Source organism: Flavobacteriales bacterium (assembly GCA_016716605.1).
Classification (GTDB): domain Bacteria; phylum Bacteroidota; class Bacteroidia; order Flavobacteriales_F; family PHOS-HE28; genus PHOS-HE28.
This window is the reverse complement of sequence record JADJWA010000001.1, coordinates 386752-402015: the sequence shown is the minus strand read 5'-3', so window position 1 is coordinate 402015 and position 15264 is coordinate 386752. Positions and strand designations below refer to the sequence as shown.

Genomic DNA, 15264 nt, shown 5'->3' with positions numbered 1-15264 from the left:
GCGCGCATGGCCGAACTGTTCTCCATCGACATCCACACGCACATCCTGCCGGAGGACATCCCGGATTTCGGTGCGCGCTACGGCTATCGGGGCTTCATCCACCTCGATCACCACAAGCCGGGCTGCGCGCGCATGATGATGGACGACAAGTTCTTCCGCGAGGTGCATGCCAATTGCTGGGACCCGCGCGTGCGGATCGAGGAGTGCGACGCGCACCACGTGCAGGTGCAGGTGCTGAGCACCGTTCCGGTGATGTTCAGCTACTGGGCCAAGCCGCACGATACGCTCGACCTCTCGATGTTCCTGAATGACCACATCGCGGGTATCGTCCGTCGTTGGCCAGCCCGGTTCGTCGGGCTCGGAACCGTTCCCATGCAGGAGCCGGATCTCGCGATCAAGGAACTGGAGCGCTGCAGGGCAATCGGACTCGCGGGCATCCAGATCGGCACCCACATCAACGGCATGAACCTCGGTGAGCCGCGCCTGCGGCAGGTGTTCCAAGCCTGCGAGGAACTTGGCATGGCGGTGTTCGTGCATCCATGGGACATGATGGGTGCCGACCGCATGGATAAGTACTGGATGCCCTGGCTCGTGGGCATGCCCGTGGAGACCACCACCGCCATCGTGAGCATGATCTTCAGCGGGCTCTTCGAGAAACTGCCGAAGCTGCGCGTGGCCTTCGCGCACGGTGGCGGATCCTTCCCCGCCACGCTAGGCCGCATCGAGCACGGCTTCCTCATGCGTCCGGATCTCTGCGCTGTGGACAACAACGTGAACCCGCGCGCTTACCTCGGCCGCTTCTGGATCGACGCGCTGGTGCATGACCCCGCCGTGCTGAAGCATGTGGTCGATCTCTTCGGGGCGAACCGGGTGGCCATGGGCACAGATTATCCGTTCCCCTTGGGCGAGCTCGTTCCCGGCGAGCTCATCAAGGGCATGCCCTACGATGCGGCCATGAAGGAGATTCTGCTCAGCGGTGCCGCGCTCGAATGGCTCGCCATGGATCGCTCGGCATTCGTGCGTTGATCAGCGCAACAGGTTCACGTGGCCGACCGTATCGTACTTGCGGCCGCTGAGCTCCTTAGCCTTCACCTTCCAGACATAGGTGTCGATGGGCGATGGCGTGCCCTGATAGGTGCCGTCCCAACGGCCGCCGAGCTTGTCGGTGCTCCATATCAGCAGGCCCCAGCGATCGAAGACCATCAATTCGATCTCTGCCAGGTCCTTGCCGCGTGCGAAGAAGAAATCGTTGATGTCGTCGCCATCCGGGGTGAATGTGTTCGGGATGTACAGGCTGCCAGTGACGATGATGGTGAGTTGATCGGTCTTGGTGCATCCCGTGCTATCCGTGAGCGTCACGGTGTATGTGATGCTCTCTTCGGGACGCACGGATGGCGATGGGCTGCTCGGGTCGCTCAGACCCGTGGCGGGCGTCCACACCCATTCGCCATTGCCTGATGCGGTGAGCTGCACCACTGTGCCGTAGTCGATCACCATATCAGGCCCTGCCTGCACTTCGGGCCATGGACGAAGCTCCACGAAGGCGAAGGCCGTATCGCTGCAGCCCACGGCATCGAAGGCCACCACTTGGTAGAGCGTGCTCGCGTCCGGCGTGGCGATCGGATCGGCGATGCTCGCGCTGCTAAGGCCGGCCGCAGGGCTCCACGCGTAATCGATGCCACCGCTTGCGCCCAAGGGCACCGGGTAGCCGGGGCATACCAGGGTATCGGGCCATGCATCGGCGGTGACATAGATGATGTCCACGAAGGCGCTATCCGTGAGCGATCCGCAGGAGTTCATCAAGTGAACGATGTAGAGCGTGGGAATCGTGGGTGAGACGATCGGCGATTGCACGTTGAGGGCGCTGATTCCGTTGGCGGGCTCCCAGGTGTAACTGTCGGCGGGTGTGGCGTTCAGCTGCGCGCTGGTGCCGAAGCAGATCGTGGTGTCCTGCAGCTGCGGTTGCGGCGGAGCGAAATACACGCCCACGGTCACTGAATCCGAAACGATGCAGCCATCCGGCGTGGTAATGGTCACGTGGAAAGTGGTTACGGTATCGGGCGAGGCCGTTGGGTTCGCTATGCCGGGGTCGCTCAATACCGGATTCGGCTCCCATGCATAGCTGCCGCCGCCCGTTGCCTGCAGCACGATGCTCGCGCCAAGGCAGATGTTCGTGTCGGGCGTGAGCGTGTAGGCCGGCACGATCACGGTTACCGTCACTTGTGCATCATCATCGCCGCAAGCATTGCTCACCGTAACCGTGTAGCTGGTGGTGGCGCCAGGGCTTGCCACGGGATCCGCGATTGCCGTGCTGCTGAGCCCTGTTGGCGGCGACCAGCTGTATGCATCGCCGCCGCTGGCATTGAGCTGAGCGTCGCCTCCCGGGCAGATCGGTGCAACCGGTTCGGCCACCGCCACCGGCAAGGGGAGGATGGTGATGGTCAGCGTGGCCGTGTCGCCGGGCGCGCAGCCGCTGTTGTCGCTGAGAACCATGGTCACGGTGTAGTCACCGGCAATGCTGTAGGTGTGCGATGGCGCCTGTGCGGTGCTGGTGGGGCTGCCATCGCCGAAGTCCCAGAGGAAGTCGGTTCCGCCGATGCTGTTGTTGGTGAACTGCGCGCTGGTTCCGGCGCAGATGCTGCTGGGCCCGTCGATGCCGATGATCGCCTGTGCCGGGCTGAGGTCGAATTTGAAGACGCCCAGGTTGCAATTCGAACTGCCATTCACCTGGCTCCATGCCCCAGCCGTGGTGGGGAAGTCATCTTGTGAGCCGCAGCCCGCGCACACCGCCTGGTACACGGTGCCGTTCTTATCGAATCGGCTGGTGCCGCCATCGACGTGCTCCGCGCTGCCGCCTCCGAAGAATGTAGCGTAGGCGAGGGCCGTGGCTTCGGGCTGGAGCACCATCAGGTACACATCGCTTCCGGTGGTGGTGCCCTGGAAAGCATCGGCCGTGACCGCCGATCCCGTGGTGGTGCTGCCGCTGTTGCCGGCGTTGCCATTGGTGCTGCCCGCCCAGCCGCTGAGGTAGATCTGGCCGCAATCGCTGACCAGGAAGGCAGTCGGGCTGAGGTCCTGCGTGAGCGTGCCATTTCCGACGCGCGTGCTCCACAGCGAGGCGCTCAGGTCGTTGTTGAGCTTATGGATGAATTGCGAGCTTCCCGTGTTGGCGTACTTGCCTGGCGTTACCGGATAGGCCCCGTGCGTTTGGCCCACCACGTACACTTCGTCGGCGATGTTCAGTTGCACGAAGTAGCATTGGTCGTATGCCGAGGTGCCGAGGTAGGTGGTGCTGAGGAGCGCTCCGCCGGGAGCATAGCGGGCCACGTATCCATCGGCGCCCCCGTTGGGCGTGCTGTCGAAGGGCGTGCCGGCCACGGGCACGTTGTCGCTGGTGGTGCCACCGGTCAAGAAGATGCGCCCCGTACTGTCGAATTGCACGCCCAGTCCGTTCTCATCGCCCGCGCCGCCGAAGTAGGTGCCCAGCATCAGAGTGGTGAGCGAAGGGTTGAATCGGGCGAGGTAGGCATCCTGCCCGCCCCCGTTGCTGCCCTGCGGGGCGCCAGGGCTGGTGGGCATGTCTGTGCTGCGTGTGCTGGTGGCCACCACGGGGTTGCCGGCCGCATCGAGCGCGATCTCGCCCCGGAAGTTGTCGCCGTAGTTGTGGGTGAGCGCCGTGGAGTTGTTGATCCCATCGTGCCCGCTGCCGCCGAGGTAGGTGCTGCCGATCAGCATGGTGGCCGCCGCGTTGAGGTGCGCCACGTACACATCGACACCGGAAGGGAGCGTGAAGCCGTAACCGCCAAGGATGTTGGTCCAGGTGACTGTGCCGCCGCCAGCGTTGAAGCTCGCATCGAATGCCCCCGCGGTGGTGGGGAAGTCGCTCGATCCAGTTCCGCCCATCACGTACAATTCGTCCAGATCGTTCACGACAAGGCTGTGCGGGCTCTCGCTGCCGTTGCCGCCCAGGTATGTGCTCCAGACCAATGTGCTCCCGTCGGGGCTCCATTTGCTGATGCCCACATCGATGTTGCCACCCGCGAAGAAGCCCTGCAGCACGCCGAGCGTGAGCGGGTAGCCCGTGTTGAACACGATGCCCGCTCCATACAGGTGGCCGTCGTGGTCGTAGGTGGCGGTGAAGCCGAAGTTGTCTGCCGTGCTGCCGCTATAGCTGCCGAAGGTGAGCAGTGGGTCGATCGTAAGGCGCGCGCCTTTGGGTTGCTCCACCTCGAAGGTGAGCAGGTCCCCTTCCAAGCGATACAAGCAGGGGTGCGCTTCACGCGCACCGTAGGTCAGATTCAAATTACCTGAGTCCCCGGCAGCGCTGGTCAGTTGCTCTTTCCATGTCTCGGGCACGCCTTCGGCCACCGTGCCCGTTGATAGCTTCACGAGCACTTGGCCATGCTCTAGGCGGAGCTCATCGTGTCCTTCGTAGCGCAGCTTGATCGCGCTGGGATCAACTCCCGGTGCCACGATGAAGTCGTACTTGATCCCATCCTTCCCGCTGATGCGCAGATCGATGCCGGACCAAACATCATTCAGGTGAATTTCTTCGAATACCGAGCAGCCCGTGCCCCAAGCGCGCTCATCGGCGCCAACGAAGAAATTCTCGTACTGCGGCTGCGCGCCGGAGCTATAGTGCATTCGCGCCGCCCCTCCCTCGAAATGCACCCGGTACGCATGCGCCTTGCCCTCATCGCTGTGGTCGTGACCGTCGTGCGCGTGCCCGTGATGCCGCAGCGGGCTGTCGCTGTAGAGCACGTAGGTGAAGGCTGAGCGCTCCACGAACATGGCCCCTCCGGGGATCAGCGCGCGGTAAAGCACTTGTTCCGGCCATTGGCCCTTGTTCTCCGTGAAGGTGGCTTTGGGGAATGCGCCCAGCACGGTGCCCGAAAGGGCCAGCAGCCATATGATGAGGGGAATGCGCAAGGTCCTGAACGCTAAGCGCCAAAGTACGGGAGGAAGACAGCCCTTGCCCCGCTGAAGTTGCTTGGCCGGGAAGCTGCGCTGATGAGCCGGGCCAGGTGGCGGTTGGGTACCTTTGGCCGCCCCGCTGCGGGCCACCCATGAGTGAAGCCATCAAGCACGAGTGCGGCATCGCGCTCATCCGCCTCCGCAAGCCCCTCAGCTTCTACCAGGATAAGTACGGTTCGGCGCTTTATGGGTTGAAGCGGCTCTATCTCCTCATGGAGAAGCAGCACAACCGCGGGCAGGATGGCGCCGGCATCGCTAGCATCAAGATCGACCCCGCGCCCGGCCTCAACTACATTGACCGTGAGCGCAGTACTGACAAACAGGCCATCCAACGGCTCTTCGCCAAGGTGGACAAGGGCTATGCAGATGCCCTTGCCGAAGACCCCTCCGCCGCAGTCGATGCCGGGCGCCTGAAGCAAACCATGCCCTTCGCCGGTGAGGTGCTGCTCGGGCACTTGCGCTATGCCACCTTCGGGAACCAGGGCCTGGAGAATTGCCACCCGCGCCGTCGCCTGAACAACTGGATGACGCGAAACCTGGTCGTGGCCGGCAACTTCAACATGACCAATGTCGATGAGCTCTTCGACCTGCTCGTCTCCATAGGACAGCACCCCAAGGAGCGCTCCGATACCATGACGGTGCTGGAGAAGATCGGTCACTACCTCGACGTGGAGAACGAGCGCATCGCGGCCATCCACAGGCAGCTCGGCTACTCCGAGAAACAGATCACGCACGTGATCGCCGAGAAGCTCGATGTGCGGCAGATCCTGGTGAACAGCGCCATTGACTTCGACGGCGGCTATGCGCTGGCCGGCATGATGGGCCATGGCGATGCCTTCGTGCTGCGCGATCCCTCGGGCATCCGCCCGGCCTTCTGGTACGCCGATGATGAAGTGGTGGTGGTGGCGAGCGAGCGGCCCGCCATCCAAACCGCCTTCAACGTGCGCACCGAAGAGGTCCAGGAGCTCACGCCCGGCCACGCCCTCATCATCAAGAAGGATGGCAGCTATGCCGAGCAATTGGTGCGCGAGCCGATGGAGAAGCGCGCGTGCAGCTTCGAGCGCATCTACTTCAGTCGGGGCAGCGATCGCGATGTGTATCAGGAGCGCATCGCCCTAGGCCGCAGCGTTTGCCCGGCCATCCTCGAATCCGTTGACCACGACCTGGAGAACACGGTGTTCAGCTTCATCCCCAACACCGCCGAAGTGGCCTGCTACGGCATGCTAAAGGAGATGGAGGACCGCTTGAATGCGCTGAAGGAGCGCCGCATCCTGGAACTGGGCCCGCAACCAGATGCCAATGCGCTGCACGCGATTCTCGCTTTGCGCCCGCGGCTGGAGAAGGTGGCGATCAAGGATGCCAAGCTCCGCACCTTCATCACCAACGACAACGACCGCGACGACCTGGTGGCCCATGTGTACGACATCACTTACGGCACCGTGCGCCCGGGCATCGACAGCCTCGTGGTGATCGACGACAGCATCGTGCGCGGCACCACGCTCAAGCAGAGCATCCTCAAGATGCTCGACCGCCTCGGCCCCAAACGCATCGTGGTGGTGAGCAGCGCCCCGCAGATCCGCTACCCCGACTGCTACGGCATCGACATGGCCAAGCTCGGCGACCTCGTGGCCTTCCGCGCCGCCATCAACCTGCTGCAGGAGACCAAGCAGGAGAACATCATCGACGATGTGTACGACCGCGCGCTGGCGATGGTGGGTCGCCCGCTGGCTGAGCAGCAGAACGTGGTGCAGGACATCTACAAGCCGTTCACCGCGCAGCAGATCAGCGAGAAGATCGCTGAGCTGCTCACGCCGGAGGAGATCAACGCGGAGGTGCGTTTGGTATACCAGAGCATCGAGGGCCTGCATGCCGCCTGCCCGCAGCATACGGGCGATTGGTACTTCACCGGCGACTACCCCACGCCAGGCGGCAATCGCGTGGTGAATCGCGCATTCATCAACTACCGCGAAGGCAAGAACGTGCGGGCCTACTGATCGCGCACGGCGCGCACCGTCACGCGCAGGTCACGGATGAGTACGCGGCCATGGCCCGGCTGCCACAGGTAGAGGGCGACTTCTTCGCCGGGTTCAGCCTTCGGCATGTTGAAGGCGTAGCGCCAATGCCGCCAATGCCTATCGTCCATGCGGCGGATGTCGTTCATCGGGAAGGTCACGTGCATGCGTTGCTGTCCTTCCGTTGCATAGGTGAACACCAGCAACACGGTGTCGGAGGCCAGGTGGTCGATGGCCTTCCGGTGCAATTCGATGTTCGCGAAGAGCTCACGCCCAACAGGGAGCCGATCGCCGCTGATGCGCAGCGCCGGGGTGTAGGGCCATGCGCCGTTCAAGTGGTTGATGGAATCGCCGGATAGCGCAGCCACCGCGAGGGTATCCATGCCGTTCGGTGCGAAGAGCTCGGCCACGTTCGCATCACCGAAGCGATTGCGGGCTCCTTCATCACCACGCAGGAAGACCAGCGCGTACTTCTCCTTGTCCATGTTGAAGGGATGCAGGATGCCCGCTTCGTATTGCCACGCGTGGAAGAGCTGCAGGGCGATCAGCGGGGAGGCGAGCAGCATGATCGCGTTCCGCATTCCTGAAGCGACCGCATCCAGCCAAACGGCGATGAGCAAGCCCGCCACAGGCAGCGCATCGAGCAATGCGCGCATGCCGTAGCTGTGTCCGTAATACCAATTCCACCAAGCGCTGGTAACGAACGCGAGGGCGGTGAAGCCAAGGGCGACGGGCGCAGCGATGAGCGGTTTCCGGTACAAGGCCCACGCGAGGGCGGGAAGCATGAGCAGCAGGGCGGGCCAGTAGAAGAAGAGGCCCTTGCGAGCGCCGAAGAGCACCGGCCACAATCGCGGACTCTTCCAGTTGAAGCCTTCTCCGGCATACCCATCCACCAGCCAAGCGCCGCATTGCAGCTTCCAGAGAACCGGTTGCACGAGCAAGAGGCCGGAGCCGATCAATGCGGCCATCAACACGGACTTGAGCTTGATCATCGGCCACGCTCGTCCGCCAGAGGCCAACGCGACGACCGGCAGCATAAGCGCCACCAGGCCCAGCGTTGGCCGCACCAGCGCCACCAGCGCGAAAGCCAGACCCAAGCGCGGCCATGCCTTCGAGTCGCCGCTGAAAGCACGTTGCGCCTCGAACAGGCACCAGCACACTGCTGCGAAGCCATAGGCATGCGACAGGGCGGGCGCGATCACCGCGTAGTGGATCAGGCCGCTGCCAAGGCCCACGAGCAGCATCGTGAATGCGACGACGCGATCCGCGATGCGGGCGCGATCGAGAATCCGTGCGATCAGCCATAGGCCGATGAGCGACCAAGTGATCGCCGCGAGCACCACACCGATCTGATGCTCGATGCCAAGGCACTTGTCATCTCCGGTGCCGCGAAGGGTAGCCACGGCATGCGCAACGATGAAGAACGGCGCTTGCATCAGCGGAGCACCCGCCGTGTATTGGATCACGTGTCCATCGCCCGCCGGGGTGAGGAAGGCGGGATTGATCGGTGCCTTCGCCGGATTCGCGTGTTGAACGAGGCCGACGAGGTAGCCGTGGTAACCATGCCCATCGCCGTTGATCGCATTGTGCCAGGCCTGTCCATCGGTGCCGATGATCCTGTAACGAAAGGCCGCGAACGTGAACACTGCTGCGACCAGGAGCAGCGCGCCACGCGACCACGGGCCAGGTTTCATGGCATGTGATGCACTCGGCCTGTGCGATCGAGCTTGCGCAGCTGCTTGCGCGTGCCGCGCACCTGTGCATCGCCGTGCAGCACGATCCGCGAATCGGAATCAAGCTTGATCCGCGCCCTCCTGTGCAGATCAATCGAGCTGCCCGCGAGCACGTGAAGCACACTGCCGTTCTCGAGGGAGAGCGTGGAACGCTCATCGAGCCGCATGCGCGCGCCATCGATCAGCGTGAAGCGCGTGGCATGGCTCCACCAGCGCTTGCCGCCTGTGCGTTCCGGCTTGTCGGCGCGCGTGGGGGCGGTGCTCCTGTCGATGCGGATAGTGGCGCCGCGCTCAGCATGCAGGGCGGGCAGCTCCCGGTCCTGGGGCCGATGCAGCACGATGCTGTCGGCGCAGAAGCGTGCTTCGCTGATGATACGCACGCGATTGCGCGCCACGCGCACGGCAATGCCGCCATCGCTGCGCTGCTCCAACAGGTCGATCGCGATGTCGGTGAGGTGGACGGTGCGATTGTCGGGTCCTGCGCTCTTGTGCAAGGGTCTTCCCTGCGTGTTGGTCCACGTGAGCATGTTGGCCAAGGGCGGGTTGGTCCCAAGGCCAAGGCCCGGATGGATGCCCGGCACGAAGGCCTGCCGCGCGTTGCCGAAGAAGAAGGAGGCATCCTGGAACGCGCCATTGTCAACGATGATGCGCGGCGGGATCCCCTTGAGTTCGTCCTGGCCGGTGTCGAAGAGCACGATCTCCAGTTCGCTGCCGCCGGTGAGCGCGTTGCTGTGCGACTTGCGTTGCACGAGCGGTGCCGTTGGTCCGGGCCACAGGCATTCGTAGCGGATGGTGTCACCGCGCAGCTGGTAGTCGTGGAATCCGCTGGCCGGCACCGCGCGGAAGTAGTCCGATTGCCCGCCGAAGATGTCGGTGCCGCTCATCTTCTCGCGATCCACCTGCACGAAGGCGTAGATTCCTGGAACGGCGCCCTTCACGCATGGATCGACGTGCTCGTAATGGAAGGCATCGCTCAGCTTCCCGTTGCGCCTCGAGGTCTGGTGGTTCTCCAGCCAGAGGAATTGCGGGTATTCCGTGCTGCTGAGGTGCGGCAGCTTCACGCGCAGGGCATCGCCGGTGCTCATGAAATCTCGGAGGACGAATACGCCGGTGTCGCCCATGAGCGGATCAAGGTCGGCGTTCACGATTTGGCCCTGCGCATCGCGTGCGGCGATGGGGTAGGGGCTATCGGGCGCGGTCCAGCCCAGGCGCCGCCTGTCCCACGCGTTGCCGGTGAGCAGTGCGCTGTTCGATCCGCCCATCATGCTCCAGCCGCCCTGCATGCACAGGAAATAGCGGGTGAAGATGTTCGCGTTGCCGCCGCCGCTGTGGAAGTTGTTGCCGCCGAAGAGCATGTGGTTGTACTCGTGCTGCAGGATCTCGAAGGGCATGCCGTACATGCCGCCGAAGCGGCTCTGCGAATCGCTCTCGAAGCCGAAGAGCTTGCCGGGGCTGCCCGGATCCACGCTGCCCTGGTTGTGCGTGAGTCCGCTGTTGCGCGTGATCACCATCACATGATCATAGCTGTGCGGACCGTCAGGGCCTTCGCGCTTCGGCTTGCCGGGCTGGCCGCCGCGCTTCCAGCGGTCGAAGTCGGCGATGCCCAAGCCATGCTTCGTGCGCAGCGCGACCATCTTGTTGGCCTCCTTCACTGCGAGCGAGCCGATGCTGTGCACGTTGCCCAACGTGGGGTGCTCGCTCTCGCGGATGGTGAACACCGTGTCGATGTAGTCGCCGAGCATGGTGTAGCGGCCCAGGCTCATGTCGTGGTAGTAGCGCGTGATGCGGCCGAGGTAGGCTGGGGCCGGATGCGGATCGAAGAGCTCATCGGCCCAGAGCGGCAATTTGCCCTTGGGCCAGTGATCAGCGCCGTTGGGCTGCGGGTCGCGCGATGGGGTCTTGTCGTAGTCGAGCTCGCAGAAGATCACGAGCACGCGGATGGTGCCGTGCGCGGTGAGGTACCAGCCGTTGGTGCTGTGCGGCACGTTCACGGTGTCGGGCTGCGCCGAAGCAATCCCCCTGTCCAGGATCAATAAGAAAGGAAGAAGCCAGCGCATCTGTTGCATCCCGCTGTGGGAGCGCCGAAAGTACGTTCAGCCCTTCGGCGCCTTGAACAACGGCACCGTGCTGCACGGCTCGCCGAACATCAGGCTCTTCACCATCGGCAGCAGCTTCGCGCTCAGCTCCACGTAGGCGTTGAGCGGCACGGGTAGTTTGCTGCAGCCTTTCACCACCACGCGGGCGCCGCGGTAGGGCTCCACATCCAACAGCTGCACGAAGCGGGTGAACACGGTGCGCTCCAGCTGATCGATATCGCCTTGCGTAACGAACGCTGCGAACGGCTGCAGGTGCGTGGCCACCAGCATGAAGGCCCAGGTCGGCACGATGGCATCCGCCGAGCAATGCACGGAGACGAACCTGCCTTGGTACTGCGACCAGTCGTGTTCTTTGCAGAAGGCGCGCAGGTCATCCTCCTTCAAGGCGATCTCCTGCCACAGCAATGGCTTCAGGTCGAAGACGATGCGTTCACCTTGCGGATACAACTCCTCCAGGTCGAGGGTGATGATCCCGCTGGAGGCGACTTTGTTAATGATGGGGCTCTCGTCGCTCATCACATGAAACCAAGTTCCAGTTGCGCCGCTTCGCTCATCACATGAAACCAAGTTCCAGTTGCGCCGCTTCGCTCATCATCGTGCGGTCCCATGGCGGTTCGAAGGTGATCTCCACCTTGGCACCCGTAACGCCCTGCGCCCCGGCGACCTTTTGCTCCACCTCGCCGGGCAGGGTGCCCGCCACCGGACAGGCCGGACTGGTCAAGGTCATCTTGATATCCACGTGTCCAGCGTCACTGATCAGCACGTCGTAGATCAGCCCCAGTTCATAAATATCCACAGGGATCTCCGGGTCATAGATCGACTTCAGCGTGAGGATCACGCGCTCTTCCAGTTGCTTTTTCTCCTCTGGGGTCATGGTGCAGGGGGGAGAGGGCGTGCGTAGTTGAGAAGCATGCATTGTCCTATGTATGATGTCTTATGCCTGGCGGTGTTGCACAAGGCATCGTATATAGGACAATATCCAACCCTGATCGGAGTACCACGCTCACGGCTCATGACCGGCTCGTGTTAGCTGAAAACGCCAATGCATATCGCTTCATCTGGTCCATCATCGCGCTGAGGCCGTTGCTGCGGTTCGGGCTCAGGTGTTCACGTAGGCCGATGGCATCGATGAAGGTGAGCGGTGTGTCCAGGATCTCCTGCGGGGTGCGGTCGTTCAGCACGCGCACGAGCAAGGCGATAAGGCCCTTCGTGATCATGGCATCGCTGTCGGCGGTGAAATGCACGAGGCCATTCTTCTGTTCGGCGTTGAGCCACACACGCGATTGACAACCGCGGACAATGTTCTCCTCGGTCTTCTTCTCCGGTGCGATCAACGGCAGCTCCTTACCCAGTTCGATCAGGTGCTCGTAGCGGTCCTGCCAGTCCGTGAACATGGCGAACTCGTCGATGAGCTCTTGTTGGGTTTGGGCGGGGGGTACCATTCTACATCAATCCAGTGTGTCCAACCTCGTTAAGGTCCCGTCCTCACTATAGTGTTTCCAAACGCCTAGTTGCCGCCCATTGATCCACTTACCTTCTTCGCTCTTCTGGCCGTTGGAATGATAGTAGATTGCATCACCAGTTGTCGTGCTATCGAAGTTGGTCAGACCCATTGGCCTTCCATTCGGATAATACTCCACCGCGTGCTTTTGCTGGGACCCCGTCCTCACCATAATAAATCCGACATGCCCGGTGCTATCTATGAATTGGGTGGTGACGGTCTGCGCCGAATCGGTGTCAAGGAACACCGCAGACTTGAGTTTTCCACTAGGATAATACTCCAAATTAATGGTCTTCTCTGGGTCGTTCGTAGGGACAACGCTTATGGCGTTCGTGGGTCCAGATTGCTCAAGGGTATCCGAGCAAGCTGAAACCAACACACAAAGAATTGGAAGTAGGTGAGCGGGTTTTGTCATTACTGAGCTCATCGAAGCATTCTGATCGCATTCCTTATCGCCACCATCATCACCTCCACCTCCGCGATCGTATTGAAGCACGCGAAGCTCGCCCTCGTCGTTCCGCTCACGCCGAAGCGGTCCATCAGCGGCTGTGTGCAGTGGTGGCCCGTGCGCACGGCGATGCCTTGCTGGTCGAGCAGGGTGCCGAGGTCGTAGTGGTGTACGCCGTCGATCACGAAGCTGATGACACCCACCTTTTCCATCGCGGTGCCGATGATGCGCAGTCCGTCGATGGTGAGCAGTTCCTTGGTGGCGTGCTCCAGCAGCAGGTGCTCGTACGCGGCCATGGCCTGTTTATCGTAATCCTCCATCCAGCGGATGGCCTCGCCCAGGCCGATGATGCCAGCGATGTGCGGCGTGCCCGCCTCGAACTTGAAGGGCAGCTTCGCGTAGGTGGTCTTCTCGAAGGTGACCACATCGATCATCTCGCCGCCGCCCTGCCAGGGGGGCATGCGCTCCAGCAGCTCCTCGCGGCCGTAGAGCACGCCCGTGCCCGTAGGACCATAGGCCTTGTGCCCGCTGAACGCATAGAGGTCGCAGCCGAGGTCCTGCACGTCCACGTTCAGATGCGCGATCGCCTGCGCACCATCCACCACGGTGACGATGCCGCGCTTCTTCGCCTCGGCGATCAGCTCCTTGATCGGGTTGATCGTGCCCAGCGTGTTGCTCACATGCGAAACAGCCAGAACGCGCGTCTTGTCCGAGAACGGCACGTGTGTCAGGTCCCACTCACCACTATCCGTGATCGGGATCACCTTCAGCACCGCGCCATGCCGCTCGCAGGCCAGTTGCCAGGGAACGATGTTCGCGTGGTGCTCCATGCCGGAGATGAGCACCTCATCGCCCTTTTTCAGCAGCAATTGCCCAAGGCTGAACGCCGCCAGGTTCATGCTCGCCGTGGTGCCACTGGTGAAGATCACCTCGTGGGCATGCCTGGCGTTGATGTGCTTGCGGATCGTTTCGCGTGCGGCCTCCTGGGCCTCGGTGGCCTTCGTGCTCAATGTGTGCACACCGCGGTGCACGTTGGCGTTGATCGTGGCGTAGTAGGCGCTCTCGGCTTTGATCACACGGCGCGGCTTCTGGCTGGTCGCGGCATTGTCGAAGTACACCAGCGGCTTGCCGTGCACCAGCTCCTTCAGGATCGGGAACTGTGCGCGGAGCTCCTCCACGTTGAACGTGCTGGAGACCGGTGCCGCTTTGCTGCTCACAGCTGTGCGAGTTTGTTATCGATAAGTTCAGTCAAGACCGCCTTCCAATCCTCGTTCTGCACACGCTCCAACACCTCGGTGACGAAGGCGTGCGCCATCAGCTTGCGCGCCTCGGCCTCGCTCACCCCGCGGCTGCGCAGGTAGAACAGGCCCTTCTCGTCCAGGCGGCCGATGGTGCACCCGTGGCTGCACTTCACGTCGTCGGCGTAGATCTCCAGATCGGGCTTGGTGTACACTTTGGCGTCGTCGCCCAGCAGGATGTTGGCGTTGCTCTGGTAAGCCCGCGTGCGCTGCGCGTCCTGCTTCACGTACACCTTGCCGTTGAACACGCTTGTGCCCTTGCCCGCCACAATGCCCTTGTAGAGTTCGTCGCTGGTGCAGTCCGGCACATCGTGACCGATGTAGGTGTGGTTGTCGCAGTGCGTGGTACCGTTCAGCAGGTACACGCCGTTCAGTTCGGCATGCGCCTCGGGACCGGCCAGTGACACCTTCACCTCGTTGCGGATCAGTGCGCCATCCAGTGTCGTGGTGCTGATGCTGAAGTGGCCTTTGGATGCCACGCGCACACCCTCGAAGCTGATGTTCGCCGGTCCATTGGACTCGTGCTGCAGCTTGTGGACCGTGAGGCGTGCGCCCTCGCCCACCAGGAACTCGCGCACGCTGTTGACGAAGGCCTCGGGCGTATCCATCGCGATGTGCTCGATGATCACTTCGGCCTCGGCGCCCTCTTGCAGCATGAAGAGGTCACGCGGTTGCACCAATTGGCGCTCCCACGTGGTGACATGAAGCACGTGGATCGGCCGCTCCACCTTCACACCCTTGGTCACCAGCAGGATCAGGCCGTCGGTTGGCGCAGCGGTGTTCATGGCGGTGAAGAGGCGCTCGCTGGTGGGTGCCAGCGTGCCGTAGTGCTCCTTCACCGGGCCGTGGGAGAGGTGGTGCTTCAGGCTATCGATCACCAGTCCCTTTTGACCTTTCAGATCATCGCTCAGGTCCGCGCGGAAGTTCCCGTTCGCGAAGACCACGCGCGTGGCCTCGAAGGGAAGGCGTGCGGGCAGCGCCACATTCGCATCGCCCTTCGGCGCGGCGCACGGCAGGTTGAACAGCTTGCCCACGCGGGTGTACTTCCACGCCTCGGTCTTGCTGGTGGGAACGGGCAGCGTGTGTACCTGGGCCAGTGCTTCGGCGGCGCCGGGCCAGGTGCTTCCCTCGAGCAGCGCAAGAACGTTGGCCTTGGGGTCGGTGGCGGTCGTTGTTGTCATTTCGTTGGGGCTGGCAATTTC

Annotated in this window: 10 protein-coding genes; 2 read left to right on the top strand and 8 right to left on the bottom strand. The window is 62.7% G+C overall.

The genetic code is table 11. From position 1 onward, the window contains the following. Positions 1–6 precede the first annotated feature (6 nt). Positions 7–1026: an amidohydrolase gene (locus IPM12_01620; GenBank protein ID MBK9146498.1), complete on the top strand. Its 1020-nt coding sequence runs from the start codon at positions 7–9 to the stop codon at positions 1024–1026. Here IPM12_01620 and IPM12_01615 read toward each other — a convergent pair whose 3' ends face one another. Then, a complete protein-coding gene (locus IPM12_01615) occupies positions 1027–4929 on the bottom strand; it encodes a gliding motility-associated C-terminal domain-containing protein (GenBank protein ID MBK9146497.1) in 3903 nt (1300 codons plus the stop codon). Positions 4930–5066: 137 nt separating this feature from the next. Here IPM12_01615 and IPM12_01610 point away from each other — a divergent pair, with 137 nt between their 5' ends. After that, positions 5067–6968 (top strand): class II glutamine amidotransferase, encoded by a 1902-nt coding sequence (locus tag IPM12_01610; protein MBK9146496.1) that lies wholly within the window; start codon positions 5067–5069, stop codon positions 6966–6968. Here IPM12_01610 and IPM12_01605 read toward each other — a convergent pair. The 7 genes from IPM12_01605 to sufD form a co-directional block, all read right to left on the bottom strand. After that, positions 6962–8680: a hypothetical protein gene (locus IPM12_01605; protein MBK9146495.1), complete on the bottom strand. Its 1719-nt coding sequence runs from the start codon at positions 8678–8680 to the stop codon at positions 6962–6964. The genes IPM12_01610 and IPM12_01605 overlap by 7 nt on opposite strands. Continuing rightward, positions 8677–10752: a hypothetical protein gene (locus IPM12_01600; protein ID MBK9146494.1), complete on the bottom strand. Its 2076-nt coding sequence runs from the start codon at positions 10750–10752 to the stop codon at positions 8677–8679. Before IPM12_01600 ends, IPM12_01605 begins: the two co-directional genes overlap by 4 nt. Positions 10753–10812: 60 nt before the next feature. Beyond that, positions 10813–11331, bottom strand: coding sequence for a DUF2480 family protein (locus tag IPM12_01595; GenBank protein MBK9146493.1), 519 nt, complete (start codon positions 11329–11331; stop codon positions 10813–10815). 37 nt (positions 11332–11368) lie between these two features. Next, complete coding sequence (locus IPM12_01590; protein MBK9146492.1) at positions 11369–11689, bottom strand: SUF system Fe-S cluster assembly protein; 321 nt, start codon at positions 11687–11689, stop codon at positions 11369–11371. A 136-nt stretch (positions 11690–11825) separates the two neighbouring features. Then, complete coding sequence (locus IPM12_01585; protein ID MBK9146491.1) at positions 11826–12257, bottom strand: SufE family protein; 432 nt, start codon at positions 12255–12257, stop codon at positions 11826–11828. 482 nt (positions 12258–12739) lie between these two features. Next, positions 12740–13981, bottom strand: a complete 1242-nt coding sequence (locus IPM12_01580; GenBank protein ID MBK9146490.1) for a cysteine desulfurase — start codon at positions 13979–13981, stop codon at positions 12740–12742. Continuing rightward, positions 13978–15243: a Fe-S cluster assembly protein SufD gene (gene sufD, locus IPM12_01575; GenBank protein ID MBK9146489.1), complete on the bottom strand. Its 1266-nt coding sequence runs from the start codon at positions 15241–15243 to the stop codon at positions 13978–13980. Before sufD ends, IPM12_01580 begins: the two co-directional genes overlap by 4 nt. Positions 15244–15264: the final 21 nt, after the last annotated feature.